This is a genomic window from Bacillus sp. S71 (assembly GCF_016625265.1).
Classification (GTDB): domain Bacteria; phylum Bacillota; class Bacilli; order Bacillales; family Bacillaceae_G; genus Bacillus_A; species Bacillus_A cereus.
Genome location: NZ_JACVUW010000002.1, coordinates 333,859 through 359,172 on the forward strand (window position 1 = coordinate 333,859; position 25,314 = coordinate 359,172).

A 25,314-nucleotide genomic window follows, 5' to 3' on the forward strand; every position below is an offset into this window, starting at 1 on the left:
GATGTGTATTTTTATGGGAAAATAGAAGGAAGGAGCTCGTGAAATGGATAGGAAAGAACAAAAGTCAATTATTGAAGGCCTTTTATTTGTTTCTGGTGATGAAGGGATTTATCCAGAACAAATAGCGAAAGTTCTTGAAATTGAAATGAATGAAGTAATTAATATTTTAGAAGAAATGCAACAAGAATGTGAAGGTGCAAACCGTGGTTTGCAAATTGTACAGTATGCAAAAGTATATCGTTTTGCTACAAAGAAAGAACATGCTTCATATTATCAAAAATTAATAGATACACCAACAGCTGCTTCACTCTCACAAGCTGCCCTTGAAACGTTAGCGATTGTTGCATATCGTCAACCAATCACAAGGACTGAAATGGAAGAGATTAGAGGAGTTAAAACCGATAAGGCGTTACAAACGTTGGTTTCACATTTACTTATAAAAGAAATGGGAAGAGCAGAAGGACCAGGGCGTCCTATTTTATACGGAACAACAAAAGAATTTTTGGACACATTTGGATTGAAAACATTAGATGATTTACCGCCGCTTTCTGAAGAGAATGAACAAATGAATGAAGCGGATTTATTCTTCGGTTCCCTACAAGAGATATCGAAATAAAAGCTTAGCATTTTGCTAAGCTTTTTTTTGTATATCAATTATTTACAGTGCCATACTAAATGAAAAAAGGAGACGAGTTATGAGAGGTATGCGGATTATTCTATTATTAGTTTCTGTTTTATTATGTTTTTCTTTAAATAGCGCATCAGCTAAAAGGTATATGATGTCTATTCATACTACGTCTCCTTTACATATGCATCGGCAACATCTTAGTAAAATGAAAGTGAGCTTTTTAAAAGTGGGGCAAGGTGATGCAACACTTATCATAATGCCAAACGGACAAACAATGTTAATTGATGGAGGACCTTATGAAGCAGGAGAGGTTATTATTCAGAAATTAATTGAGAAAGGGATTAATCATTTAGATGTAATTGTCAGTACCCATCCTGATATGGATCATATAGGGGGGCTAATTCCAATTGTAGAGCAAATGCCGGTATCGCTTATATTAGATAGCGGAAAAACATATAGTTCTCTTACTTATCATACATATCGGAATAATATTAAAAAAAGAGGGATACCTTTCGTTTCAGTAAAGGAAGGACAATATATACCGCTGGATCCACATGTTTCTATACAAGTATTAAACAATGGGAAATCAAAAGATGAAAATAATGAATCCTCAATTGTTTTAAAGGTGCGATATGGAAAAGCGGATTTTTTATTAATGGGTGACGCGGATGTACGGACAGAACATGAAATATTAAAACAATTTGATGTACATGCAGATGTTTTAAAAGTGGGGCATCACGGCTCGTATACTTCAACAAGTGAAACGTTTATAAAAAAAGTGGAACCGCAGTTTGCTATTCTGTCTTACGGGAGTAGTAATCCGTATGGACATCCTCATCAAAGTGTAGTAAAACGCTTAAAAAGGCACGGTATAATGGTATATAGAACGAATAAACGTACAGTAGAAATAGAAACAGATGGTGAACATGTTATGTTAGAGTCTAGCGGGTTAATGCCATTGTTGAAGTGATTTCTATATTAGGGGTGGATACTGTCCCTTTTTGGAAAAATGAATAATATATATTATAATTATAAGGGACGTAAGAAATTTCCTTTTTTGTTGAATAAAAAGGAAATTTCATTAGAATGTATAGACAACTACTCGTGCATATATTAAGATGGAACTAGGCGAATAAGGTAATAATAACAAGTAGGTATTTCATGGGAAAGGATCGATGAAAATGAAAACGCAAATTGTCATCAATGCCAAAATTTACACAGGTCAAGAAATAGTGGAAAACGGATTTATCCGTTACGCAGAAACCATTAAAGAAATTGGTTTGATGGCTCAATATGTACCACAAGAAAATGAAACTGTTTTTGATGCTACAGGGAAGATTGTAATTCCAGGTATGATCGATGTTCATATTCATGGTGGATACGATATTGATGCGATGGATGCAAATAGCGATGGGTTAGTAACTCTAGGTAAAGAAATGTTAAAAGAAGGGGTTACAACTTACTTCCCGACAACAATGACACAAGCTCCAGAGGCAATTGAAGCAGCGCTAACTGCTGCGAAAGAAGCAAAAGAAAAAGGAGCGCATTTCGAATATATTCACTTAGAAGGACCTTATGTTTCAAAGAAACGTGCAGGTGCACAACCACTTGAACATATCGTTCCTGCAAATATTGAGCAATTTAAACAATGGCAAGAAGCAAGTGGGAATTTAATTAAATTAGTAACATATGCACCAGAAGAAGAGGGAGCATTAGAGTTTGAACAATATCTTGCTGAAACTGGTGTAGTGGGCACAATGGGGCATACAGATGCAATTGATGCGCAACTAAAAAATAGAAAGATTACACATGCGACACATTTATACAATCAAATGCGTGGATTACATCACCGTGAACCAGGAGTTGTTGGTCATGTGTTATTAAATCCAGATGTAATGGTTGAAGTAATTACAGATGGTATTCATATTCACCCTGATATGGTGAAATTAGCATATAAGTTAAAAGGACCGAAAAAAGTAAGTGTTATTACTGACGCAATGCGCGCAAAAGGTCTTGAAGATGGATTATATGAGCTTGGCGGACAGCCAGTACATGTAAAAGATGGTAGTGCTCGATTAGAAGATGGAACGTTAGCTGGTAGTATTCTAAAAATGGATCAAGCTTTCCGAAATGTAATTGAATTTACGGGTTGTTCAATCGAAGATGCAGTACTGATGACATCAGTTAACCAAGCAGAAGAGTTTGGATTAAATAATAAAGGTGCATTAGCAGTAGGAAAAGATGCAGACTTTGTTGTGATGAATGAAGATTTACATGTATATGATACGGTTCGTTTAGGAATTCATATGAAGGAAGGGAAGTAATTAAATGAATATTCTTGTTGTAAAAACTCCAGAAGAACTAGCCGAAGCAGGTTATAAATTAATTGAAGAAGTTGTAAAAACAAAAGAAAATCCAACATTAGGAATGGCTACAGGAAGCTCTCCATTAGGTATTTATGCAGAAATGCGAAAAAATAAACTTGATACAAGCCGTGTAACCACTGTAAACTTAGATGAGTACGTAAATTTACCACATGAAGATAAAAACAGCTATCACTATTTCATGCAAGAACAGTTGTTTGATCATCTTCCATTTAAACAAACTTATGTACCAAACGGGATGGCAAGTGATTTAGAGGAAGAGTGCAAACGTTACGAGGGCATTCTAACTGCTAACCCAGTTGACCTACAGATTCTTGGAATCGGTGAAAACGGTCACATCGGATTTAATGAGCCAGGAACACCGTTTAATTCTCCAACGAACATTGTTGAATTAACAGAATCTACACGCCAAGCAAACCTTCGCTTCTTCGAAAAAGAAGAAGATGTGCCAACTCATGCGATTACAATGGGAATTGGAAGCATTATGAAAGCGAAACAAGTTCTACTTGTTGCTATGGGTTCTAAAAAGGCAGAAGCTGTTAAAGAATTATTGCAAGGTGAATATAGTGAAGAGTGTCCGGCTACAGTTTTACAACGTCATCCGAATGTAACCGTAATCGCAGATCAAGAAGCTCTATCTTTATGCAGTGAGGCGATTGCTGATGAACATCGACAAGTATTCACCATTTCCGATCTATTATCAGATTCAAGAGTGGGTGAAACAGCTAATTGAGGACGGCGAATGGAAGCCGGGAGATAAAATCCCATCTGAGAATGAACTTTGTGATAAGTTCGAAGTGAGTCGTATGACAATCAGACAGGCGATTAATAATTTAGTGGAACAAGGCTATTTATATCGGAAGCGTGGAATTGGAACATTTGTCCAACTTCCGAAAGTGGAACAAAAATTGCAAGGAATGACGGGATTCACAGAAGATATGATTTCTCGTGGAATGAACCCAAGTAGTCAATTACTTAGTTTCCGCCTAGTTCCAGCTACTGCTAAAATAGCAGACCGGTTGAGAATACAGGAGGGGGAATCGGTTTATGAAGTGAGGCGTATTCGCTTAGCTGATGATGAACCGATTGCTTTTGAGACGACATATTTGTCGCCAGCTCTTGTAAAAGATATTAACGAAGAGATATTGCAACAATCTTTATATGAACATTTAGAGAAAAAACTGGGCTTTAAACTTGTTAGCGCTACTCAGTCAATTGAAGCTTCTGTTGCGACGGAAAATGAAGCTGAACATCTGCATATTCCTAAAAAGGCGCCTGTACTTGTAATGCGTCAATGGTCATATTCAGAAGGTGAGATACCGCTAGAGTACGTGAAATGTATTTATCGTGGAGATCGTTATAAATTTATTACGAATATCGCACGTAACAAATAGTATATTTCAGTTTGTGAAGTACAGTCGAAATGAAAATGGATAACATGTAAAGAAATAAAAATACGACTCATCCTTATAAGGAATGAGTCGTATTTTTATTATGAGCAATTACGTGGTTAACAGCATCTTTGACGTGATTTACTACATAGTGAGCGTGTTTTTTTACTGCATCATCTGCTTGCGACATAGCAAAACTGTGAGGAGTTAAAGAAAACATAGGAATATCATTGTAAGAATCCCCTATACAAGCAATTTCCTCAGGTTTTATTTCAAACTCATTTAATAAAACAGAAATGGCAGAGCCTTTACTAACATTCGGTGGCATTACATCTAAACATTGTTCTGCTGAGATGAAAGTACTAACTTTCCCGTGGAATTTTTCATCAATTTTTTTTTGAAGGAGTTGTAAGCTCTCCTTTGTTCCACCGACAGAAATTTTATTTGGGAAAATTGTATCATCAATCTTCTGTAGTAAGTTTGGTTCTTCAACAGAAGTCATTGTTACTTGTTGTTCAAGTTCTTGAATAAAAGGTGTTTTCTCTTCAATGTAATAATTATGCTCATCACTTACATAACGGAAATAAGGATTTTCATTCGTCATAGCTAACAAATCGGGAAGTATGCTGGAATCAAAAGTTGCAGATAATAGTTGTTTATTTTCATGTGTATATACAAAAACACCATTTACACTAATACGATGAAAATTTGTATTTACAGCTTTCATTAAGTCTGCAATTTCATTATCAAGTCTTCCGGAAGCGAAGCAAAGAATAACATTTTGCTCGGCGAGGCTGCGTAGTGCCGCAACATCTTGTTCATCAATAAGACCTCCGTGTTGCATCATTGTACCATCGATATCACTTACAAACATTTTAATCATGCTGTTATCTCCTTTCTATGTACAGTTGCTCTTACATTATACGCATCATATATAAACATGTCTAAAAAATGAATTTTTATTAAATGGCAGATGTTTTACATTGACGACAAAGAAGAATATTCTGTAACATAAAAGTAGGCTATTTAAGTACGAGGGTGGTGTTATATGAATAATTATCTAGAAATTAAAAAAGTTTTAAATAATAATGTCATCATTGCTAGCCATCCTGAACACGAGGAAGTAGTAGTGATTGGTAAAGGAATTGGATTTGGGAAAAAAGCGAAAGATGTATTGGAGCAAGAACAAATCGAAAAAATGTTTGTCTTAAAAAATGAACGTGATCGTGAACAATATAAATTATTAGTGCCGCATGTTAGTGAAAAATTAATTGAATTGATGAACGATATTATGCTGTACATTCAAGAAAAAGCGAAATCTCCACTAAATGAACATATTCATATTGCGTTAACAGATCATATTTCATTTGCAATTAAAAGGTTAAAACAAGGACTTACAATTGATAATCCTTTTTTAGTTGAAACAAAAATGCTCTATCCAGAGGAGTATGAAATTGCGGAAGGTGTTGTAGAACTTTTAAATTCTCGTTTGCAAATTACATTGCCAGAAGGAGAAATTGGTTTTATTGCACTTCACATTTACAGTTCGCTTACAAATTCTGATTTATCTTCAGTTAATCAAAACTCCCGTCTCATTGCACAACTTGTATCTTTAATTGAGACAAACTTAGAAATTACATTAGATCAAGAGAGCATTCATTATTTACGCCTTATTCGTCATCTTCAATATGCTATTGAGAGGGTGAAAAAAGGAGAAAAAGTAGAAGAATCGCAAAGTTTTGCTGATTTACTAAAGGCGGAGTATCCAGTTTGCTATAACGTAGCTTGGAAGCTAGTCAAGGTCATGCAAAAAGAGTTGCAACTACCTGTATATGAAGCTGAAAGTATTTATTTAACGATGCACTTGCAACGCTTAGTAAAGGCAGAGCATGTGTAATAAGTCATATATTTTTGTCTAAAATGAAAACGTTAAAAAAAATGATTGAATCGCTTACAATAGTTATGTATAATAACTATTGCAAAGTTATACAAATTTCGACAAACACATTAAGGTGAGTAACGAAAACGTTTGCCTTAATTATAGTGAACTTATACGTAAACCTATTTTTGACACGTGTTACTGATTCGATCAGGCATGAGTGGAGAAAAGTAAGGAATGTAAGCTAGAGAAAGGGATATACTACCCTTTGTATAGCTATCGTTCTATCTTTTTTTCCTCATGTCTTTTTGGCGTTTGTCGGAAGGTATCAATATAGATAAGAGAGGAAGGGTTTCCATGTTTAAGAAGATCTTTGGTGTTCTTCAAAAAGTCGGAAAAGCGTTAATGCTTCCAGTAGCGATTTTACCGGCGGCAGGTATTTTACTTGGATTTGGTAATGCATTTCAAAATCCACAGTTAACAAATGTTATTCCTGCTTTAAAAGCAGATTGGTTCGTAATGGTTGCAAAAATTATGGAACAATCTGGTGATATTATTTTCGCTAACCTTGCATTATTATTCGCAGTTGGGGTAGCAATTGGTTTAGCTGGTGGAGATGGAGTAGCTGGTTTAGCAGCATTCGTCGGCTACTTAATTATGAACAAAACGATGAGTGTGTTCTTAGAAGTAGATAAGCTAGTGAAAGTAACAAGTTCTGGAGCAGACCCAGTAAAAATTGGATTTGCAGATCCAGCGTATGCAAACGTATTAGGTATTCCAACGCTACAAACAGGGGTATTTGGTGGTATTATCGTCGGTATAGTAGCGGCATATTGCTATAATAAATACTTCAACATTGAATTACCATCATACTTAGGTTTCTTTGCAGGTAAGCGTTTCGTACCGATCGCAACTGCAACATTCTCTTTAATAGTAGGTATTATCATGTGCTTCGTTTGGCCATACATTCAAGGTGGCTTAAACACGTTCTCACATCAAATGATTGATGCAAATAGAACAATCGCAGCATTTATATTCGGTTTAATTGAACGTTCATTAATTCCATTTGGACTACATCACATTTTCTATTCACCGTTCTGGTTCGAATTCGGTCAGTATACAAATGCAGCTGGCGAATTAATCCGTGGTGACCAAAAAATCTTTATGGCACAGTTGAAAGACGGTGTAGAATTAACAGCAGGTACATTTACAACTGGTAAGTATCCGTTCATGATGTTCGGTCTTCCAGCAGCAGCTTTAGCAATGTACCATGAAGCACGTCCAGAAAATAAAAAATTAGCAGCAGGTATTTTAGGTTCTGCAGCATTAACATCTTTCTTAACAGGTATTACAGAGCCACTTGAATTTTCATTCTTATTCGTAGCGCCAGTATTATTCGGAATTCACGCTGTATTTGCTGGTCTATCATTTATGACAATGCAAATTTTAGGTGTTAAAATTGGTATGACATTCTCTGGTGGTTTAATTGACTTCTTATTATTCGGTGTACTACCAGGCCGTACAGCATGGTGGTGGGTAATTATTGTTGGTCTTGTACTAGCAGTTATTTACTACTTCGGATTCCGCTTTGCAATCCGTAAATGGAATCTAAAAACACCTGGTCGTGAAGAGGCAAATGCGAATGACGGTGCAGGAAAAACAGAAGCAGGCGAACTTCCTCGTGAAGTATTAGTAGCACTTGGTGGTAAAGAAAACATTGCTTCTTTAGATGCTTGTATTACTCGTTTACGTGTTCAAGTTAACGAACAAAAGAATGTAAACAAAGACCGCTTAAAAGAACTTGGAGCAGCTGGTGTACTTGAAGTTGGAAATAACATTCAAGCTATTTTCGGACCGAAATCTGACACATTAAAATCACAAATTCATGATATAATGTCAGGTCGTACACCTCATGTTGAAAAAGAAGAACCTGTAAAAGTGGAAGAAACTCCTCAAAAAGTTGATGAAAATGAAACAATTGTATCACCAATTGAAGGGAAAATCTTACCAATTACAGAAGTGCCTGACCAAGTATTCTCAGGAAAAATGATGGGAGACGGATTTGCAATTGAGCCAACTGAAGGAACAGTAGTTTCTCCAGTTAACGGTGAAATTGTCAATGTATTCCCTACAAAACATGCGATTGGTATTCAATCTGAAGGTGGAAAAGAAATTTTAATCCACTTTGGTATTGATACTGTAAAATTAAATGGTGAAGGATTCGAGGCACTTGTAGCACAAGGTGATAAAGTGAAGCAAGGCCAACCATTATTAAAAGTAGATCTTGCATTTGTAAAAGGAAATGCACCATCTATCATTACACCAATTGTATTTACAAACTTACAACAAGGGCAACAAGTCGAATTGAAAAAAGATGGAAATGTTAAGAAGGGCGAAACCGCTATTATTGACATTCAGTAGGAATTTGACGCAAAATGTTTATAATTATAATAGGCGATGTGGTTGACCGAACATCGCCTATTATATACAATAGATGATGTAGTACTCACGTCTATACAACTAAAAAAAACTGTAATTTAAAGGAGATAAATTATCATGGAAAAAATCTTTAAAGTAACTAGCGACTCAGGAATTCATGCTCGTCCAGCAACTCTACTTGTAAACACTGCAAGCAAATTCGGTTCTGACATTAACTTAGAGTATAACGGAAAGAACGTTAACTTAAAATCAATCATGGGCGTTATGTCTTTAGGCATTCAACAAAACGCAGAAATTAAAATCACTGCAAATGGTGATGATGCAGCTCAAGCACTAGCAGCTATCGAAGAAACTATGAAAAACGAAGGATTAGGAGAATAATGACTCTTAACATTCAAGGGATCGCTGCATCAAGTGGGATTGCTATTGCAAAGGCTTTCAGACTTGAAAATCCTGAATTTAACATCGAAAAGAAATCAATTACAAACGAAGCTGCAGAAATTGCACGCTTAGACGCTGCGCTTGAGAAAGCAAAAACTGAATTAGAAGCTATTAAGGACCACGCATTTGCTGAGCTAGGTGCTGACAAAGCTGCGATCTTTGAAGCACATTTATTAGTGTTAAATGATCCAGAACTAGTAAACCCAGTAAAAGATAAAGTAAATAGCGAAAAAGTAAATGCTGAATTTGCAATGGATGAAGTTGCATCAATGTTTATTTCTATGTTTGAAAACATGGATAACGAATATATGAAAGAACGTGCTGCGGACATTCGTGACGTAACAAAACGCGTTCTTGCACATTTACTAGGGATTAACTTCTCAAATCCTGGTACAATTTCTGAAGAGGTAATCATTATTGCTGAAGATTTAACACCATCTGATACAGCTCAGTTAAACCGTAAGTATGCAAAAGGTTTCACTACTGATATCGGTGGACGTACATCTCACTCTGCAATTATGGCTCGCTCTATGGAAATTCCAGCTGTTGTTGGTACGAAAGTTGTTATGGAGAAAATCCAAAACGGCGATATCGTTATCATTGACGGTTTAGATGGAGAAGTAATTGTAAACCCATCAGAAGAAACTCTTCGTTCGTTTGAAGAAAAGAAAGCGAAATTTGAAGAGCAAAAAACTGAATGGGCAAAATTAAAAGACCAAGCTACTGTAACAAGTGATGGACATCATGTTGAGCTTGTTGCAAATATCGGAACACCAAATGATGTACAAGGTATTATCGATAATGGCGGAGAAGGCGTTGGCTTATACCGTACAGAATTCTTATACATGGGTCGTGACAATCTTCCAACAGAAGAAGAGCAGTTCGAAGCGTATAAAGCAGTTCTTGAAGGTGTAAAAGAAGGTCAACCAGTCGTTGTTCGTACACTTGACATCGGTGGAGATAAAGAGCTTCCATACTTACATTTACCAAAAGAAATGAACCCATTCTTAGGATACCGTGCAATTCGCTTATGTCTTGATGAGCAAGATGTGTTCCGTACACAACTTCGTGCATTACTTCGTGCTAGCGTATACGGTAACTTAAAAATTATGTTCCCAATGATTGCAACTCTTGATGAGTTCCGTCAAGCAAAAGCAATTTTATTAGAAGAGAAAGCGAAACTTGTAGAAGCGGGTACAACTGTTTCTGATTCTATTGAAGTTGGTATGATGGTTGAAATCCCAGCTTCAGCAGTATTAGCAGATCAATTCGCGAAAGAAGTTGACTTCTTCTCTATCGGAACAAATGATTTAATCCAATACACAATGGCTGCAGACCGTATGAACGAACAAGTATCATACTTATACCAACCATATAACCCATCTATTTTACGTCTTGTAAAAATGGTTATCGATGCTGCTCATAAAGAAGGCAAATGGGCTGGTATGTGTGGTGAGATGGCAGGCGATTCACTTGCTATCCCATTATTATTAGGATTAGGTTTAGATGAGTTCAGTATGAGTGCAACATCTATTCTTCCTGCAAGAACACAACTAAGCAAGTTGTCAAAAGCAGAAATGGAAACATTAGCAGAAAAAGCATTAATGATGTCAACTGCTGAAGAAGTTGTTGAACTAGTTAAAAGCATATAACCAATAAAAAAACCTGAGTCGATTTGAAATCGGTCTCAGGTTTTTTCTATGAGAAAAATAAATCTTATTTTCTTACTATAGAGGATAAGGAACGGAATTAGATAGCGATAGCAACGATATCAGTTGGGCATACACGTAAAATACCAGTAAAAGTATTTCGATTTTGATTGTTCTTATCGTCTTTATTGTTATCTTTGTCGTCTTTGTTATTACGAGCTAAAGCAGAGAAAAGAGCAACACCGTTAGCGAAACCTTCAAAAATTACATTGTTGAAAGTGCCATTACCTCTAATGCTTAAAAGAGAAAGCTCTGTTCCAACTGAAATGCTAGCAAGTACGTTACATACAGCTGGTTGTTGTGGTCTAACTACTTCTCTCTCTTTCTCTTTCTCATGATGTCTGCACTCTCTTTCATGATGATGACAGTCTCTAAAGTTATCACAGCATCCAAATGATCCAAACATAATCCTCATCACCCCCTTCACACTTATAATCTATGTAAGTTCGGTAGTGAGTGACTGGACAGAGAGTGGAATTTTTTCTAGGGGATTTTCTCATTTTAAATGACTAGCTGGGTGTTTAGTACGGAATGATGTTTAAAATAGGGGAAATATAACAAAAAATGTAAAAACCACCGAAATAAATGAAATAGGTAGCCTTTACACTTTTTTACTTTTATATAAAACGATGATATATACAGGAAGAGCTAGGAGTAGTGGTACAATGGATCGTGCAGTATGTTTTTCTGATTCTAATTGGAATGCTTCTTCTTTTGGGAATTGTAAAATGGAGATGTTTGCGGCATCACCAATAAAATATAGAAGCAGTACAGTTACTATGTAACATAAAAGTGCGATAAAGCTTCCGTATGAACTCAATGAAAATCCCTCTCTTGTTATCTATTTGTTATCATTGTATCACAATTGTAACAAAAACACACGGGTATATTTCAACACCTAAACAAAATTCGACACAAAACGTCAAGTTTATTTATGATAAGGGAATAGAATATACTTTTCCATAAGTATAAATGTCGAATGATTTGTAGTAATATTACAAAAGTATGACAGGGAATAAAAAAACGAAGGCAATGTAGTTACCTTCGTTTTTTATTATTTTGCCCACTCACTCACTTGCTCTACGCTCATACGAGGTGCAGGGTGTCCTTTTAAAGTTGATTCACCAATTGTAATAAGCATAATTGGAACGTAACGAGATGAAACGTTAAATTCGTCTGTCAGTGCTTGTGGATTGAAGCCACCAATAGCACAAGTATCCCAACCAGTTGCTTTAGCTGCAAGCATAAGTTGCATTGCTGCTAAAGATGCATTTGAAAAGGCAGCATCTCTTGGGAATTGTTCACGAGCATATGCAGATTCAATATTTTTAGCTAAGCGTTCTTTTGCTTCTTCTTTCATAAATCCTTGTTCTACAATTGGACCATATACTGGCTCAACATTTTTATAAGCTTCTAAATCACCTAAAATAGCGACTACTGCAGAAGCATCAAGAATTTGTTGTTGGTTATAAGCTATTGGGTGTAATCGTTTTTGTACATCTTCACCTTGAAAAACGAGGAATTTCCAGTGTTGCAAGTTCCAAGCGGAAGGTGCTTGTGCTGCGGCTTTTAAAATCTCATGTAATTCTGTAGATGAGATTTCTTTATTTGGGTTGAATGCACGTGTAGATGTGCGTTCATATAGAACGTTAAAAAAGTTGTCGTTTGTCATTGTATATCCTCCAAATTGTATATCGAATTATTTTCAAAAAAATAATATACACTACTTACATTTTGTAAGTTATCGAATTTAAGAATATAATATCTTTATTTTAATTGTCAAGTTTTAAAAATAAGCTAGGGCATTCATACAAACGATACAATTCCTACAATCATACACTAAAAAAGGAATTTATAGAGTGAAAAGCGAAGATAACATTCTCAATTAGCTTGTTAATATGTATCTCTCACAAATTAAAGTTTATTGGAGAACAGTCTTTTAAAAAAGTTTGTGAGGAATTCAGTAGAACAAGATATATGAAGTGAGTGAAGACTAGTGATGAACATACTACATTTTTTATTAGAGAATACGGTTTTCCAAAATGTGTTACAAGATCTGCAGTTAAATGTCCTTTATATAGAAAATGGATGTAAGCATCAACAAACGGTAGAAAATATCCATCCAAAATGTATGTTTATAGCAAATAGTTTTGAAGAGGGCGAACTATTATTTCAAAGAACGAAACCACACATTATCATTACGTATGTAACAGATTATTCTCAAATAAAATATATAAAGAATATGTATACTCCGCACAGTACATTCATTGTCATTTGGGATCAACAAATAACAAAAGAATTCACAGATGTACTTGCATTAGGAATACGTAATATTGTAATAGCTCCTGTAACTCCGCAAGCAGTGTTAGAGGAAGTGAATAAGAGTTTGTATCAACTTTCTTTAGTAAGGCAAGTCGGTTTGCAGCAGGAATTGCTTCAAACGATGTTTGATTTTCAAAATGATCTATTATTTATAGTAGAAGATGATGAGATTGTTGATTGTAATACAAATTTTTTAGCTTTTTTTGGATATGAAAATCTGTTTGCCTATCGTGAGCAACATTTAGTATTTGCTGAACATTTTATTAGAGAAAGTGGATACTATTCGACGACGCATGATATCACATGGTTAGACGATACTTTATCAAGTGGTAGAAGAATTAAGATGCTAAATTATGAAGGGGTAGTATCCACTTTTTTATTACGTGCGACACCATTGCCAGAAGATTTATCAAGATTTATTGTAAAGTGCACGGAAATTACAGAATTAGATGAAATCTATCAAGAGCAAGAAAGACTTGCTATGGTAGATTCATTGACAGAGATTTATAATCGTTTAAAGTTTCAACAAATACTAGAGGTAGAGTGGGAAAAGGTAATACGTAGTGATGAGAAAATAGCTATCATTTTATTTGATATAGATAATTTTAAAACGGTTAATGACACATATGGTCATGATTTTGGTGATTTGGCATTAATACAACTTGCAGAGCTTATGAAATCTAAAGTGGAGCAACAACATGTATTTGCAAGATGGGGAGGAGAAGAATTCATTATATTAGTGACAAATACAGTAGAAAAGGAAGCATTTCAAGTTGCGGAGTCATTACGATTCTTCATTGAAACAAAGCAATTCACTGGAATTTCGAAGCTAACAGCTAGCTTTGGAGTTGCGTTATATGAACAAGGAACTACAAGAGAAGAATTAATGCAACGAGCGGACATTGCATTATATGAAGCGAAAAAAAATGGGAAGAATCAAGTATGTGTGTATAGAAAAGAAAAAATGTAATTTTTCGCAACAAATTGTTGCGCTTTTTTTTTATTGTTTGATAATAGAATAGGGGGACAATTTTTAGCGAAGGAATTATGGAGGATCAATATGATAAAAAAAGTAATGGTGATGGCTTCACTGTCTGCTATAGTTGGCGGCGGAGTATACTATTTTCTTGTTAGCCCCAATATAAAGGAAAACACTGTATTAACAACTAAAGTGAATCCTACTATTGAATCAGAAGTACAAGGGAATATAGAAGAAAAAGAAGAGCAACAAATTGATTATGCTAGCATATCTCAAAAATTAGATCAATATTTAGTCGGAAAGCAATTTAATGGAACAGTTTTGGTAACAGATAAAGAGCGTGTTATATTGAATAAAGGATATGGGTATGCTGATGTTCAAAATAGAATAGAAAATACGCCTCAAACAAAATATCGTATTGGTTCTATTACGAAAACAGTTGTTGCCACATCTATTTTACAGTTGCAAGAACAAGGTAAATTGAATATTCAAGATAATGTAAATAAATATATTCCTTCATTTCCGGAGAATAAAAATATTACACTATATCATTTGTTAACCCATACCTCTGGTTTACCTGAACATGCGAAAGGGAATGTGAATGCTGCTTCCCGTTTACAGTTAGTTAATTGGATTGGACGTCAAAATTTAGAATTTCCTGCAGGAACAGGTTGGAGATATACAGATTATAATTATATGGTTCTTGCTTATATAATAGAACATATCTCGAAAAAACCTTTAGGAGATTACATAAAAGAAAACATATTTGTAAAAGCAGATATGCATGAATCCGGTATGGGAAATATGGTACCTGGAGATAAAAATTTTACAAAGGGTTATGTGAAAAAAAATCAAGAGCTTGTACCAGCGCAGAAGTTAGGCATGGATTGGCTATATGGTTGTGGTGAGATGTATACGACAGTTGGAGATATGAAGAAGTTAGACGAAGCAATTATAAGTGGAAAACTTCTTTCTGAACAAAGTATACAAGCAATGTTTTCGCCTTCAGCAGAACGGAAATATGCATTTAGTTTTTATATATATCCAGATTATTTTCATAATCATGGTGTATTATCTGGTTGGAACACTTTCAATAATTTTAATAAAGAAAAAGGAATTTTTGTTATGTTATTTTCAAATGTAAAAAATAGTATGGATGATGACTTTAATAAAGAGTTCCGAAAGATGGTAAATGATTTATTAGAACAAAGGGGATGAGAAAATGGAACATAAAACTTTATCAATAGGTTTCATTGGTATTGGCGTAATGGGAAAAAGTATGGTTTATCACTTAATGCAAGATGGTCATAAAGTATATGTATATAATAGAACGAAAGCAAAAACAGATTCTTTAGTGCAAGATGGTGCACAATGGTGTGATACGCCAAAAGAGTTAGTGAAGCAAGTTGATATTGTAATGACAATGGTTGGATATCCACATGATGTAGAAGAAGTGTATTTTGGTATAGAAGGAATTATAGAACATGCAAAAGAAGGTACGATAGCAATTGACTTTACGACATCTACACCTACTTTAGCAAAACGTATTAATGAAGTTGCAAAAAGCAAAAATATATATACGTTAGATGCACCTGTCTCAGGAGGAGATGTTGGTGCGAAAGAAGCAAAACTCGCAATTATGGTAGGTGGAGAGAAAGAAATATATGATAGATGCTTACCTTTACTTGAAAAGTTAGGAACAAACATTCAATTACAAGGACCAGCTGGGAGTGGACAACATACAAAAATGTGCAATCAAATTGCGATTGCTTCCAATATGATTGGAGTATGTGAGGCTGTTGCTTACGCGAAGAAGGCTGGACTGAATCCAGATAAAGTGTTAGAGAGTATTTCAACAGGGGCAGCAGGTAGTTGGTCATTAAGTAATTTAGCTCCTCGAATGTTAAAAGGAGACTTTGAGCCAGGATTTTATGTAAAGCATTTTATGAAAGATATGAAAATTGCTTTAGAGGAAGCAGAAAAATTACAATTACCAGTCCCAGGCTTAAGTTTGGCGAAAGAATTGTATGAAGAGTTAGTTAAGGATGGCGAAGAAAATAGTGGAACACAAGTATTATATAAAAAATATATAAGGGGGTAAACGAGGTGGACCTTCAAAAGTTTGATGAGATGATTGATACTGTACAGCGAGCTACTTGTATGCAAATTAATGAAAAACAAAAAGAAGCTTTTAAACAAAAATATGATTTTGAACCAGACTTTGAATATGGAAGAGATGAGAAGGGGCATTATGTAATTCGAACCTCTAAAAAGATGTTAGAAGAAATGGAGTTTTATTTGGCATTGAAATATGATCGTGATGGAGTGGATCTTTATATGCAAGCTGAGATTGACGGTATATTTCATGTATCTGTTAGCTATGGTGAAGATGCCCTACATCTACAAGAATTGTTTCAATTTCTAGAAGAAAATAAATAAAAGTCCTCATTTGAGGACTTTTATTTATTTAGTCATTATAAGTTAGAAGCTCGGCGACATCGTTCAACTGGGAATGGGATAATTTGTGCGATGTGATTAGGACCAAATTGTTTTGTACGAGCATGGCGTATTATATAAAAAGCACACAGAATTGAAACAGGAATAGCGCCGAATAAACCAAATAATAAAGCGCTTACACAAGATGCGACAAATCCTAAAACACCAATTTCTAACTCTTCCATAATAGCTCCTAAAATAACAGGAAATGCCCCACATGTAACTCCAAGTATAAGTGCGATAAGTAAGCTCATGATTATCCCCCTCTGTTTGCGATATTATTTTCCTTCTTAGTTAATTGTAGTATATCACATGCAAAACAGAATTTTCAGAAAAATTTCAATAAATGTTCAATAAATGTTCAAAAAATACACTTGAAAAATCAAGGCGTTAAATTTGTGATGAAATGGTACTTTTGAGTAAATAAAAAATCAGGCTTATTTCAAAAGTGAAATAAGCCTGTTCCATAGGAGGATGTATATATGTAGAGTGAATAAAAGTTTGGAAAAGGGGATCCAAGTCCTTTTATTCAACTAACTACCTTAATAGATTGGAACCCAGCCTTCAGTTGTCACAAAAATACGAATAGCTACAACTTGACGATCATCTTGCAAGGTAAAATAATGTCTTGCATTTTCTGGAACAGATATTAGATCGCCTGGCTCAAGTTCAACATCAAAGAATTTCCCATCTTTGCCTTCAATAGCGAAAATGCCATGACCACTGACGATAAAGCGGACTTCGTCGTCTGTATGATGATGTTCTTTTTGGAAATTAATTAATAATTCGTCAAGGTTAGGTGTGCTATTTGAAAGTGAAATTACATCATGTGCTTTATAACCTCGACGTGCTGAAACATCAGCGATTTCTTTTGAAAAAACAGCTAATATTTCAGCTTTGTTTTCATCTGTTAAAGAATAATTTTCATTTAAATGAGTAGGAAGTTTAGAAATATTCCATTTCTCATATAAAACGCCTTCCTCTTGTAGAAATTTAGATACTTCCACTTCATTTTCAATACGAGTATTTACTTCATGAATACGAATTTGCGCCATTAGAAACGCCTCCTTGAATTGATAGTAGTTTTATATGAAATTGGAATAAAAACTCATAAGCTTCTAATCTCTTCTTTGCATCAAAGCTATCTCGGCCCCATACGGTAATACCGTGGTTACGGATTAATACCGCTCCCGAATCACCTTGTATATGCTTTCGAAAGTTTTCTCCAAGCGTTGGGATATGGGCATGGTTTTCGATAATAGGAATGTGAATTGTTGCACCTTCTTCCCAAATATCGAGAGCTTTAATAATTTCTTGATTTTGAAGGGTAACTGCATCACTATATAAATTTGTGATGACATTATTATCAGTTGTATGAACATGAAGTACGCACCCGGCATTCGTATTGTTATAAATATGTGTATGCAATATTGTTTCTGCTGAAGGGCGTAATTCAGTCTCTAAAACAGGAACTCCTACATGATCTACTAATAGAAAATCATCTGGAGTGGTTTTTGTTTTATCTTTACCGCTTGCTGTAATGAGAAAAGTAAGTGGCTCATGACTAACTTTTATAGAAATATTACCACTTGTTGCTGGGAACCAATTTCGAGTTGTTAATTCTTTTTTTATCTCGCTTAAGTCATACCATTGACGAAAAAGTTGTTTCATGATTTCACCTCCAACAAATGTTTTAATTCATTTTGAATATCATGGAATGTTTCAAACGGTGTATAAGCAATATAATTCTCTTCACACTTTGTAATAAGGAAGTCACGAGCAAATACTTTATCTGCTTGTTTCGCAGCTTGTAAATCAGTAATTGAATCTCCAATCACAATATGGAAGTCATTCGTATCACTTAATTTTCGGATGAGTGATGATTTACATAATCCGCAATGATTTTGACAATGATGATCACAAGGATGAGGCCAATTCACCGTGATGTATTCATTTGAAAAATCTGTTTCATTACAGTAAATTTGCTCTTTTGGAATGAGTCCTTGTAAGAGTGGATAGACGAAGAAATCCATTCCACCTGATATAACGTAAAAAGAAATGTTATTTTCATTTACAAATTGTATAAATTCATGAAAACCATTACGAATTTCAGCAGTTTCTATTAAAAATTGAATAATTTCATCGTGCAGATGAGTAGGTATTAATCGAAATAATTGAGAAACACCTTCTTGAATAGATAGCTCTTGTGATAAAATTCTATTCTTTACTTCTTCAGCTTCTGGTGGTGCGAATTTTTCCATAATGGACATAATGTTATCATTATTTGTAATCGTGCCATCGAAATCACAAAATACTTGAATACTCATAATTTCACCTCATGAGAGGGATTTCCCCATATTTGTAGTGCACTATGCAAATTTATGTCATCTACTTCATGGAGTGGTTTATTTTGCAAAGTAGCATCAATTGCAGTACGGAAAGCTTTACCACCGCCTTGCGCTCCATTTGGATGTCCATGTATCCCGCCGCCAGCATTAATAACAACATCTTTACCGAAATCTCGTACAATAAAGGGAACGAAACCAGGGTGAATACCAGCAGATGGAACAGAAAAGCTCTTCTTGAAAAATGCATCGTCTTCAGTTAAATATTTTGAGATAGCAAGAGCTTCCTCTTTTTCTAGCGCAACACTTCCGTATGGAGATGGGAATAATGAAAAGTCAGCCCCAGCATAGCGTAGTAGCTTTCCGAGTAATAATGGAGATGAAATTCCATATAACTTAGATGCTGAATAAGCACCACTTACAGCAGGGTGTGCCATAATAGGAACTGGGATTTCATCATCTTCTGCAAGTGATTGCAGTACATCTAGTCCGTAAGCAAATACGTTAAATAATAGAATATCAGCTCCAGCTTGCACTGCACGTTTCGCATTTTCTTTTAAATCAAAAGTTCGTCCTGTTAAATTTACGGCATATAACGTTTTATGTCCGTATGTTTCATATACGGATTGTAAAACTTCTTTTCCAGATACAATGCGTTTCGTAAGTGGTGTTAATGCATTTTCAAATAATATTTCATCATCTTTTACTATATCTACGCCACCACTTGCTTGATCACGTAATTGCGTTTTTAAATACCCAATATTTCGTCCAATCATTCCTTTAAAAATACTCATTAAAAGGGGACGATCATGCACTTGTAAAAGGTTTCGAATCCCATCTATCCCGAATTTTGGACCAGGAAAATGTTCTTTCAATTCTTCTGAAAAAGTTAAGTCAATTAATTTTACTTCGCCATCAAGGGATAGCTTTCCAAATGTAGTCGTTAAAATTGCTGGTAAATCTGGACTGAAGTTTAATAACGGATATTCGATTTTAATAATTCCGCGTTTTACTTTTTTACGTAAATACGAATTCGTATGTTCATGTTCAGCTAATTCCTCAATATGAATGACGTTGCCTTTATGCTGTTTTAATTGTTCTTGCAATAATTGTGGCAAATGAGTCCAAGAGCCAATTGTTAAACCAAGTGCAATTTGCTCAGCCTTTTTTTCTAAGTTATGTGAATCATCATGGATTAAATACGTCGCTATAATTCCGCTCATTGTTATAACCTCCTAGTTAAATAAAAAAACCTCTCAGCTAAGGAGAGGTTTTTTTACAACCAGCTCCTTATCTGTCAGCATAATGCTGCGAGAATTAGCACCGTGTCTACGATTATTGTAGATCGGTTGCCGGGTTTCGTCGGGCTCGTCCCTCCACCTGCTCTTGATAAGAAGTATTTAGAAATGTTTAAATTTTTAAGATAACTGAATTTTGTCAGATATTTTTCATGTTGTCAATTACTTTTTGAAAAAATTTAATTTATCAATTCGATTAATGGCTTCTCGTAATCTATCTTCTGTATGCAAGAGACCAACACGGACATACCCTTCGCCATGTTCACCAAATCCAACACCAGGAGCAACTGCAACGTGTGCTTTTTCTAGTAAAATATCAGAAAATTGCTCGGATGTATAACCTTCTGGTACAGGAAGCCATGCAAAGAATGATCCGGTTGGAATGTCTACATTCCAACCAATTGAGTGACAAGCTGAAATAAGAGCGTTTCTCCGAGATTCGTAACTATTTACAAGATCTACTACACAAGACTGTGAACTTAATAGTGCTTCGCGAGCAGCATCTTGAATTGCACCAAAAATACTAACATACATATGATCTTGCAATAGGTTAATGGTTTCGATGACACTTTCATTTCCAACTGCAAAAGCAATACGCCAGCCAGCCATATTGAAAGTTTTTGATAACGTGTAAATTTCAATTCCTATATCTTTCGCACCATCTGCTTGCAAGAAACTAACAGGTTTTTGACCATCAAATCCGATAGCACCGTAAGCGAAATCGTGAACAACTAATATATTATGTTTATTAGCAAAATGAATGGTTGTATCAAAAAAATCTTTTGATGCAGTAGCACCTGTAGGGTTATTTGGATAGTTTAAAAACATTAACTTTGCCCGTTCAGCGATAGAGTCGTCAATTTTTTTATAATCCGGTAAAAAATGATTTTCTGCAATAAGCGGCATGGTTTCAAAGTGTGCCTTTGCTAAGGCAACCCCAGATAAATAATCTGGATAGCCTGGATCCGGAACGAGAATTGTATCACCAGGATTTGTAAAACAAATTGGTAATTCTACTAGTCCAGCCTTCCCACCAAACAAAATAGCAACTTCAGTTTTTGGGTTTAATTCGACGCCGTATTCACGTTTATAGAATGTAGTCACGGCTTCCTTTAAGCTTTCATGTCCGCGAAATGGCGGATATTTATGATGAATGGTCTTTTCGGCAGCATCTTGTAAAGCTTTTACGATATGCTGCGGTGTTGGTTGATCTGGATTACCTTGACCTAGATTAATAACATCGTGACCAGCTGCAACGACTTTGTTAACTTTTGCAACAAGTGAAGCGAAAAATTGTGTTGGCAATGATGTTACTATCTCAGAAGGTTGAAATAATTTCATACTTTCCACCTCTTTTGAAAGTTGTTACAATTCTAGTGACAAATGATATAATCTTTCCAGTATTTTGTAAAGAAAAAAATAAGAATGGGGCTGAAAAAATGAAAGTCGCATGTATTCAAATGGATATTGTTTTTGGAGATGTAGAAAAAAATATTGAGAATGCTAAAAATAAAATAAGCGAAGCTATGAAGGAAAGGCCAGATGTTATCGTCTTACCAGAACTATGGACAACAGGATATGATTTAACGAGACTTTCTGAAATTGCAGATAGGGATGGAGTGGAAACGAAAGAAAAGTTAATAGAATGGGCGAAGCAATATGATGTACATATTGTTGGTGGTTCTATAGCAAAGCAAACAGAGCAAGGCGTTACAAATACGATGTATGTTGTAAATAATGAAGGACAGCTAGTCAACGAATATAGTAAAGTACATTTATTTCAGCTTATGGATGAACATAAATATTTAATAGCCGGTAATGGTACGGGCGAATTTAAGCTGGATGATGTTGAATGCGCTGGAACAATTTGTTATGATATTCGTTTTCCAGAGTGGATGCGTGTCCATACTGCTAAAGGGGCAAAAGTATTATTTGTTGTAGCAGAATGGCCATTAGTTCGTTTAGCACATTGGCGTTTGCTATTGCAAGCAAGAGCAGTTGAAAATCAGTGTTATGTTGTTGCATGTAATAGAGCGGGAAAGGATCCAAATAATGTATTTGCGGGTCATTCTTTAATTGTGGACCCTTGGGGTGAAGTTGTAGTAGAGGCGAATGAAGAGGAATCAATTTTATTTGGAGAGCTTGAATTCGAGAAAATTAAAGAAGTACGTAAAGGAATTCCAGTTTTTGCGGATCGCCGTCCAGAATTATACAAATAAAATGTTGACAAGTGATTTTTATTCTTGGTATAGTCTTCAACATAAAGTTAAAAATTCAAAAAATTATACAACTCTTATCAAGAGCAGGTGGAGGGATTTGGCCCGATGAAGCCCAGCAACCGACCGTAATACCATTGTGAAATGGGGCGTTTATTACGCCAAAAGGCACGGTGCTAATTCCAGCAGAAAGTAAAACTTTCTGGCAGATAAGAGGGGAGAAGATAAACTTCAAACCTCTTTCTTAGTGGAAAGAGGTTTTTCTATGTTAGAAAAACCTCTGAATTTAAAAAGGGGGAGAAGACGATGGGATATTATTCATTAACAGAAATAACAGCTGTACAATATGCGAAAGATCATGGCTACTTTGAAGCGAAGGCAAATGTCGTTTGTCATGAAATTGGAGACGGAAACTTAAATTACGTGTTCAAATTAGATGATGGAGAGAAATCGATTATAATAAAACAAGCACTGCCTTATGCGAAAGTAGTTGGTGAAAGCTGGCCATTGTCTATAAAAAGAGCAACGATTGAAAGCAAGGCATTACAAATTTTTGCGCAGTATGTACCGGATTATGTTCCAGTAGTGTACAGTCATGATGAAGAGTTAGCGATAACGGTAATAGAAGACTTATCAAGACTAACAATTACAAGAAAAGGATTAATAGACGGAGAAGAATATCCGCTTTTATCCCAGCATATCGGCCGTTTTCTAGCACATGTTTTATTTTACACTTCAGATTTTGGTTTACAGTCGGAAGAGAAGAGGGTACTAGAAGGTACCTTTGTAAATCCGGACCTTTGTAAAATTACAGAGGATTTAGTGTTTACAGATCCGTTTGGACATTATGATACAAATGATTATGAGCCAGATTTACAGCTCGTGGTTGATGAACTTTGGAGTGATAAAACTTTAAAACTAAAAGTAGCACAATATAAATATAAGTTCTTAACAAGAAAAGAAACTCTTATTCATGGTGATTTACATACTGGTAGTATTTTTTCGTCACCTACTGAAACGAAAGTGATTGATCCAGAATTTGCGACATATGGCCCATTTGGATTTGACATAGGTCAATTTATTGCAAATCTATTATTAAATGCTTTATCTAGAGAAGAAGAGAAAAGAAGTGTACTATTTTTCCATATAGAAAAGACGTGGAGTTATTTTGTAGAAACTTTTACAAAGTTATGGATTGGAGAAGGTGTAGAAGCATATACGAAAGAAAAACAATGGTTACCAATTATTTTGCAAAATATCTTTACTGATGCAGTTGGATTTGCCGGATGTGAACTGATTCGTAGAACAATTGGTTTAGCTCATGTAGCAGATTTAGATGAAATAGAAAATAAAGAAACAAGAATTCAAGCTAAGAAACAAGCGCTATCCTTAGGTAAAGAACTAATAAAATATGAATCTAAAAGTGCTGATATTCAACTGTTTCGAACATTATTTCAACAGACAGTTTCAGGGGGCGTAAAAGCGTGAGTACAATTGTTACTGTTCCGAGATCTGTAAGCTGGAAAGGTGATGCAATTGCGGTATTAAATCAAACGAAATTGCCGCATAGCACAGAATACAAAACATTGACGACTATTGAAGAGGTTTGGAAAAGCATCGTAATGTTAGAAGTACGAGGAGCGCCTGCAATTGGAATTGTAGCTGCATTTGGCTTGGCGCTTGCATCAAAAAAATATAACATTGTACATATTGAAGAATTTCAAAAGAAGTTTAATAGAGATTGTAATTATTTAGGAACGTCACGCCCGACAGCAGTAAATTTATTTTGGGCAATTGATCGTATGAGAGAATCTATTCGAGAGATTACTACAATAAAAGAAGCACAAAAAACATTAGAAGAAGAAGCGCTTCGCATTCAGCAGGAAGATGAAGAGGTGTGCCGAAATATTGGGGAATATGCGTTAACATGTTTTAAAGATGGCGATAATATTTTAACAATCTGTAACGCTGGAAGTATCGCAACTGCCAGATATGGAACTGCATTAGCTCCCTTTTATATTGGAAAAGAGAAAGGTGTGCGTTTACATGCATATGCGTGTGAAACGAGACCAGTTTTACAAGGTGGTCGCTTAACGACCTGGGAATTGAAGCAAGCAAATATTGATGTGACCCTTATTACAGATAATACTGCAGCTCATGCTATTCAAACGAAAGAAATAAATGCAATTATTGTAGGGGCGGATCGAATTGTCGCAAATGGAGATACGGCAAATAAAATAGGGACAATGAATTTAGCTATTTTAGCAAAGCACTTTGATATCCCATTTTATGTTGCTGCGCCACTGTCAACATTTGATGTTACGAAAGAAACTGGAGCCGAAATAATTATTGAAGAAAGAGATGAAACAGAAGTTACGAAAATCTTTGGAAAACAAGTAGCACCAATTGGAACGAATGTTTATAACCCTGCATTTGACGTAACACCGAACGAATTAATTACAGGAATTATTACTGAGAAAGGTATTATAAGCGGGGATTATAAACGAGAAATTGCATCATTATTTGAAAAACAGGCTAATACATAATAGCTTGTTTTTTTATGCCTAAATGCATTGTTTTCTCTTACTTATATAATGAAAGGAGGAGAAGAGGATGGAAGAGTGGATCAAGATGATAGGTAATGTAGGGTTTCCAATTGTTGTAACATTATATTTACTCCACCGTATTGAAAGTAAATTAGAGGGGGTAATTGTTGCAATTGAGAAGCTCCCGCGGCAATTACTAAAGTACGAAGATCCTCGCAATAAAAAATAAAGTTTGCTCTTC

The 25,314-nt window shown here is 35.2% G+C and carries 27 protein-coding genes and 2 riboswitches; of the genes, 17 read left to right on the top strand and 10 right to left on the bottom strand.

Annotated elements, in window-relative coordinates:
- Positions 1-43: 43 nt before the first annotated feature.
- The 5 genes from scpB (at position 44) to IBT51_RS05275 (ending at position 4,406) form a co-directional block, all read left to right on the top strand.
- Positions 44-616, top strand: coding sequence for a segregation/condensation protein ScpB (gene scpB, locus IBT51_RS05255; protein ID WP_000375171.1), 573 nt, complete (start codon positions 44-46; stop codon positions 614-616).
- A gap of 79 nt (positions 617-695) precedes the next feature.
- On the top strand, positions 696-1,598 hold the full coding sequence (locus IBT51_RS05260) for a ComEC/Rec2 family competence protein (RefSeq protein ID WP_001214828.1): 903 nt from the start codon (positions 696-698) through the stop codon (positions 1,596-1,598).
- Between the two features lie 211 nt (positions 1,599-1,809).
- The gene (gene nagA, locus IBT51_RS05265; protein WP_001987227.1) at positions 1,810-2,952 is read left to right on the top strand and encodes an N-acetylglucosamine-6-phosphate deacetylase; all 1,143 of its coding nucleotides are present in this window, start codon (positions 1,810-1,812) and stop codon (positions 2,950-2,952) included.
- 4 nt (positions 2,953-2,956) lie between these two features.
- Positions 2,957-3,745 (top strand): glucosamine-6-phosphate deaminase, encoded by a 789-nt coding sequence (gene nagB, locus IBT51_RS05270; RefSeq protein ID WP_001024208.1) that lies wholly within the window; start codon positions 2,957-2,959, stop codon positions 3,743-3,745.
- Positions 3,675-4,406 carry a GntR family transcriptional regulator gene (locus IBT51_RS05275; protein WP_014894892.1) on the top strand — a complete coding sequence of 244 codons (732 nt, stop codon included), beginning with the start codon at positions 3,675-3,677 and terminating at the stop codon, positions 4,404-4,406. The genes nagB and IBT51_RS05275 overlap by 71 nt, the downstream gene beginning before the upstream one ends.
- A gap of 73 nt (positions 4,407-4,479) precedes the next feature.
- Here the strand turns inward: IBT51_RS05275 and IBT51_RS05280 are convergent, their stop codons facing one another.
- The gene (locus IBT51_RS05280) at positions 4,480-5,286 is read right to left on the bottom strand and encodes a Cof-type HAD-IIB family hydrolase (protein ID WP_000594249.1); all 807 of its coding nucleotides are present in this window, start codon (positions 5,284-5,286) and stop codon (positions 4,480-4,482) included.
- A gap of 165 nt (positions 5,287-5,451) precedes the next feature.
- Between IBT51_RS05280 and glcT the strand changes: the two genes are divergently transcribed.
- The 4 genes from glcT (at position 5,452) to ptsP (ending at position 10,814) form a co-directional block, all read left to right on the top strand.
- Positions 5,452-6,300: a glucose PTS transporter transcription antiterminator GlcT gene (glcT, locus tag IBT51_RS05285; RefSeq protein WP_001067322.1), complete on the top strand. Its 849-nt coding sequence runs from the start codon at positions 5,452-5,454 to the stop codon at positions 6,298-6,300.
- 339 nt (positions 6,301-6,639) lie between these two features.
- Complete coding sequence (ptsG, locus tag IBT51_RS05290) at positions 6,640-8,703, top strand: PTS glucose transporter subunit IIABC (protein ID WP_016080402.1); 2,064 nt, start codon at positions 6,640-6,642, stop codon at positions 8,701-8,703.
- Positions 8,704-8,838: 135 nt separating this feature from the next.
- Entirely contained in the window at positions 8,839-9,102 is a 264-nt protein-coding gene (gene ptsH, locus IBT51_RS05295) for a phosphocarrier protein HPr (protein ID WP_000411080.1), read from the top strand.
- Positions 9,102-10,814, top strand: coding sequence for a phosphoenolpyruvate--protein phosphotransferase (gene ptsP / locus IBT51_RS05300; protein ID WP_000174216.1), 1,713 nt, complete (start codon positions 9,102-9,104; stop codon positions 10,812-10,814). The genes ptsH and ptsP overlap by 1 nt, the downstream gene beginning before the upstream one ends.
- A 97-nt stretch (positions 10,815-10,911) precedes the next feature.
- Here ptsP and IBT51_RS05305 read toward each other — a convergent pair whose 3' ends face one another.
- The 3 genes from IBT51_RS05305 to IBT51_RS05315 all read right to left on the bottom strand — a co-directional run bounded on the left by IBT51_RS05305 (position 10,912) and on the right by IBT51_RS05315 (position 12,543).
- Positions 10,912-11,277: a DUF3915 domain-containing protein gene (locus IBT51_RS05305; protein WP_000468017.1), complete on the bottom strand. Its 366-nt coding sequence runs from the start codon at positions 11,275-11,277 to the stop codon at positions 10,912-10,914.
- Positions 11,278-11,472: 195 nt separating this feature from the next.
- Positions 11,473-11,691, bottom strand: coding sequence for a hypothetical protein (locus tag IBT51_RS05310; protein WP_000100485.1), 219 nt, complete (start codon positions 11,689-11,691; stop codon positions 11,473-11,475).
- Positions 11,692-11,925: 234 nt separating this feature from the next.
- A complete protein-coding gene (locus IBT51_RS05315; protein WP_000180387.1) occupies positions 11,926-12,543 on the bottom strand; it encodes a nitroreductase family protein in 618 nt (205 codons plus the stop codon).
- Positions 12,544-12,870: 327 nt separating this feature from the next.
- On the opposite strand from IBT51_RS05315, the gene IBT51_RS05320 reads away from it, so the two are divergent.
- The 4 genes from IBT51_RS05320 to IBT51_RS05335 all read left to right on the top strand — a co-directional run bounded on the left by IBT51_RS05320 (position 12,871) and on the right by IBT51_RS05335 (position 16,611).
- Positions 12,871-14,163: a GGDEF domain-containing protein gene (locus tag IBT51_RS05320; protein ID WP_001023187.1), complete on the top strand. Its 1,293-nt coding sequence runs from the start codon at positions 12,871-12,873 to the stop codon at positions 14,161-14,163.
- Positions 14,164-14,253: 90 nt separating this feature from the next.
- Positions 14,254-15,390, top strand: a complete 1,137-nt coding sequence (locus tag IBT51_RS05325; protein ID WP_140155654.1) for a serine hydrolase — start codon at positions 14,254-14,256, stop codon at positions 15,388-15,390.
- Between the two features lie 4 nt (positions 15,391-15,394).
- The gene (locus IBT51_RS05330; protein ID WP_053563711.1) at positions 15,395-16,273 is read left to right on the top strand and encodes an NAD(P)-dependent oxidoreductase; all 879 of its coding nucleotides are present in this window, start codon (positions 15,395-15,397) and stop codon (positions 16,271-16,273) included.
- A gap of 5 nt (positions 16,274-16,278) precedes the next feature.
- On the top strand, positions 16,279-16,611 hold the full coding sequence (locus IBT51_RS05335; protein WP_000365617.1) for a DUF3909 family protein: 333 nt from the start codon (positions 16,279-16,281) through the stop codon (positions 16,609-16,611).
- A gap of 35 nt (positions 16,612-16,646) precedes the next feature.
- On the opposite strand, the gene IBT51_RS05340 is transcribed toward IBT51_RS05335, so the two are convergent.
- The 6 genes from IBT51_RS05340 to IBT51_RS05365 all read right to left on the bottom strand — a co-directional run bounded on the left by IBT51_RS05340 (position 16,647) and on the right by IBT51_RS05365 (position 21,652).
- Positions 16,647-16,922 carry a hypothetical protein gene (locus IBT51_RS05340; protein WP_000054659.1) on the bottom strand — a complete coding sequence of 92 codons (276 nt, stop codon included), beginning with the start codon at positions 16,920-16,922 and terminating at the stop codon, positions 16,647-16,649.
- Between the two features lie 288 nt (positions 16,923-17,210).
- Positions 17,211-17,723: a 1,2-dihydroxy-3-keto-5-methylthiopentene dioxygenase gene (locus IBT51_RS05345; protein ID WP_000057317.1), complete on the bottom strand. Its 513-nt coding sequence runs from the start codon at positions 17,721-17,723 to the stop codon at positions 17,211-17,213.
- Positions 17,701-18,339, bottom strand: coding sequence for a methylthioribulose 1-phosphate dehydratase (locus tag IBT51_RS05350; protein ID WP_000811341.1), 639 nt, complete (start codon positions 18,337-18,339; stop codon positions 17,701-17,703). The genes IBT51_RS05345 and IBT51_RS05350 overlap by 23 nt, the downstream gene beginning before the upstream one ends.
- A complete protein-coding gene (gene mtnX, locus IBT51_RS05355; protein WP_000027487.1) occupies positions 18,336-18,995 on the bottom strand; it encodes a 2-hydroxy-3-keto-5-methylthiopentenyl-1-phosphate phosphatase in 660 nt (219 codons plus the stop codon). Before mtnX ends, IBT51_RS05350 begins: the two co-directional genes overlap by 4 nt.
- Positions 18,992-20,236 carry a 2,3-diketo-5-methylthiopentyl-1-phosphate enolase gene (mtnW, locus tag IBT51_RS05360; RefSeq protein WP_000014203.1) on the bottom strand — a complete coding sequence of 415 codons (1,245 nt, stop codon included), beginning with the start codon at positions 20,234-20,236 and terminating at the stop codon, positions 18,992-18,994. The genes mtnX and mtnW overlap by 4 nt, the downstream gene beginning before the upstream one ends.
- A gap of 64 nt (positions 20,237-20,300) precedes the next feature.
- A riboswitch (SAM riboswitch) is annotated at positions 20,301-20,409 on the bottom strand.
- Positions 20,410-20,473: 64 nt separating this feature from the next.
- Complete coding sequence (locus IBT51_RS05365) at positions 20,474-21,652, bottom strand: pyridoxal phosphate-dependent aminotransferase (RefSeq protein WP_053563713.1); 1,179 nt, start codon at positions 21,650-21,652, stop codon at positions 20,474-20,476.
- A gap of 14 nt (positions 21,653-21,666) precedes the next feature.
- Here IBT51_RS05365 and IBT51_RS05370 point away from each other — a divergent pair, with 14 nt between their 5' ends.
- From IBT51_RS05370 to IBT51_RS05385, 4 genes are all read left to right on the top strand, one after another.
- Positions 21,667-22,530 (top strand): carbon-nitrogen family hydrolase, encoded by an 864-nt coding sequence (locus tag IBT51_RS05370; protein WP_016512349.1) that lies wholly within the window; start codon positions 21,667-21,669, stop codon positions 22,528-22,530.
- A gap of 71 nt (positions 22,531-22,601) precedes the next feature.
- Positions 22,602-22,743: riboswitch (SAM riboswitch) on the top strand.
- Between the two features lie 90 nt (positions 22,744-22,833).
- Positions 22,834-24,015 (top strand): S-methyl-5-thioribose kinase, encoded by a 1,182-nt coding sequence (gene mtnK / locus IBT51_RS05375; protein ID WP_200458046.1) that lies wholly within the window; start codon positions 22,834-22,836, stop codon positions 24,013-24,015.
- Positions 24,012-25,073 carry an S-methyl-5-thioribose-1-phosphate isomerase gene (gene mtnA, locus IBT51_RS05380; RefSeq protein ID WP_071713530.1) on the top strand — a complete coding sequence of 354 codons (1,062 nt, stop codon included), beginning with the start codon at positions 24,012-24,014 and terminating at the stop codon, positions 25,071-25,073. Before mtnK ends, mtnA begins: the two co-directional genes overlap by 4 nt.
- A 67-nt stretch (positions 25,074-25,140) precedes the next feature.
- Entirely contained in the window at positions 25,141-25,302 is a 162-nt protein-coding gene (locus IBT51_RS05385) for a YvrJ family protein (protein ID WP_000393338.1), read from the top strand.
- Positions 25,303-25,314 lie beyond the last annotated feature (12 nt).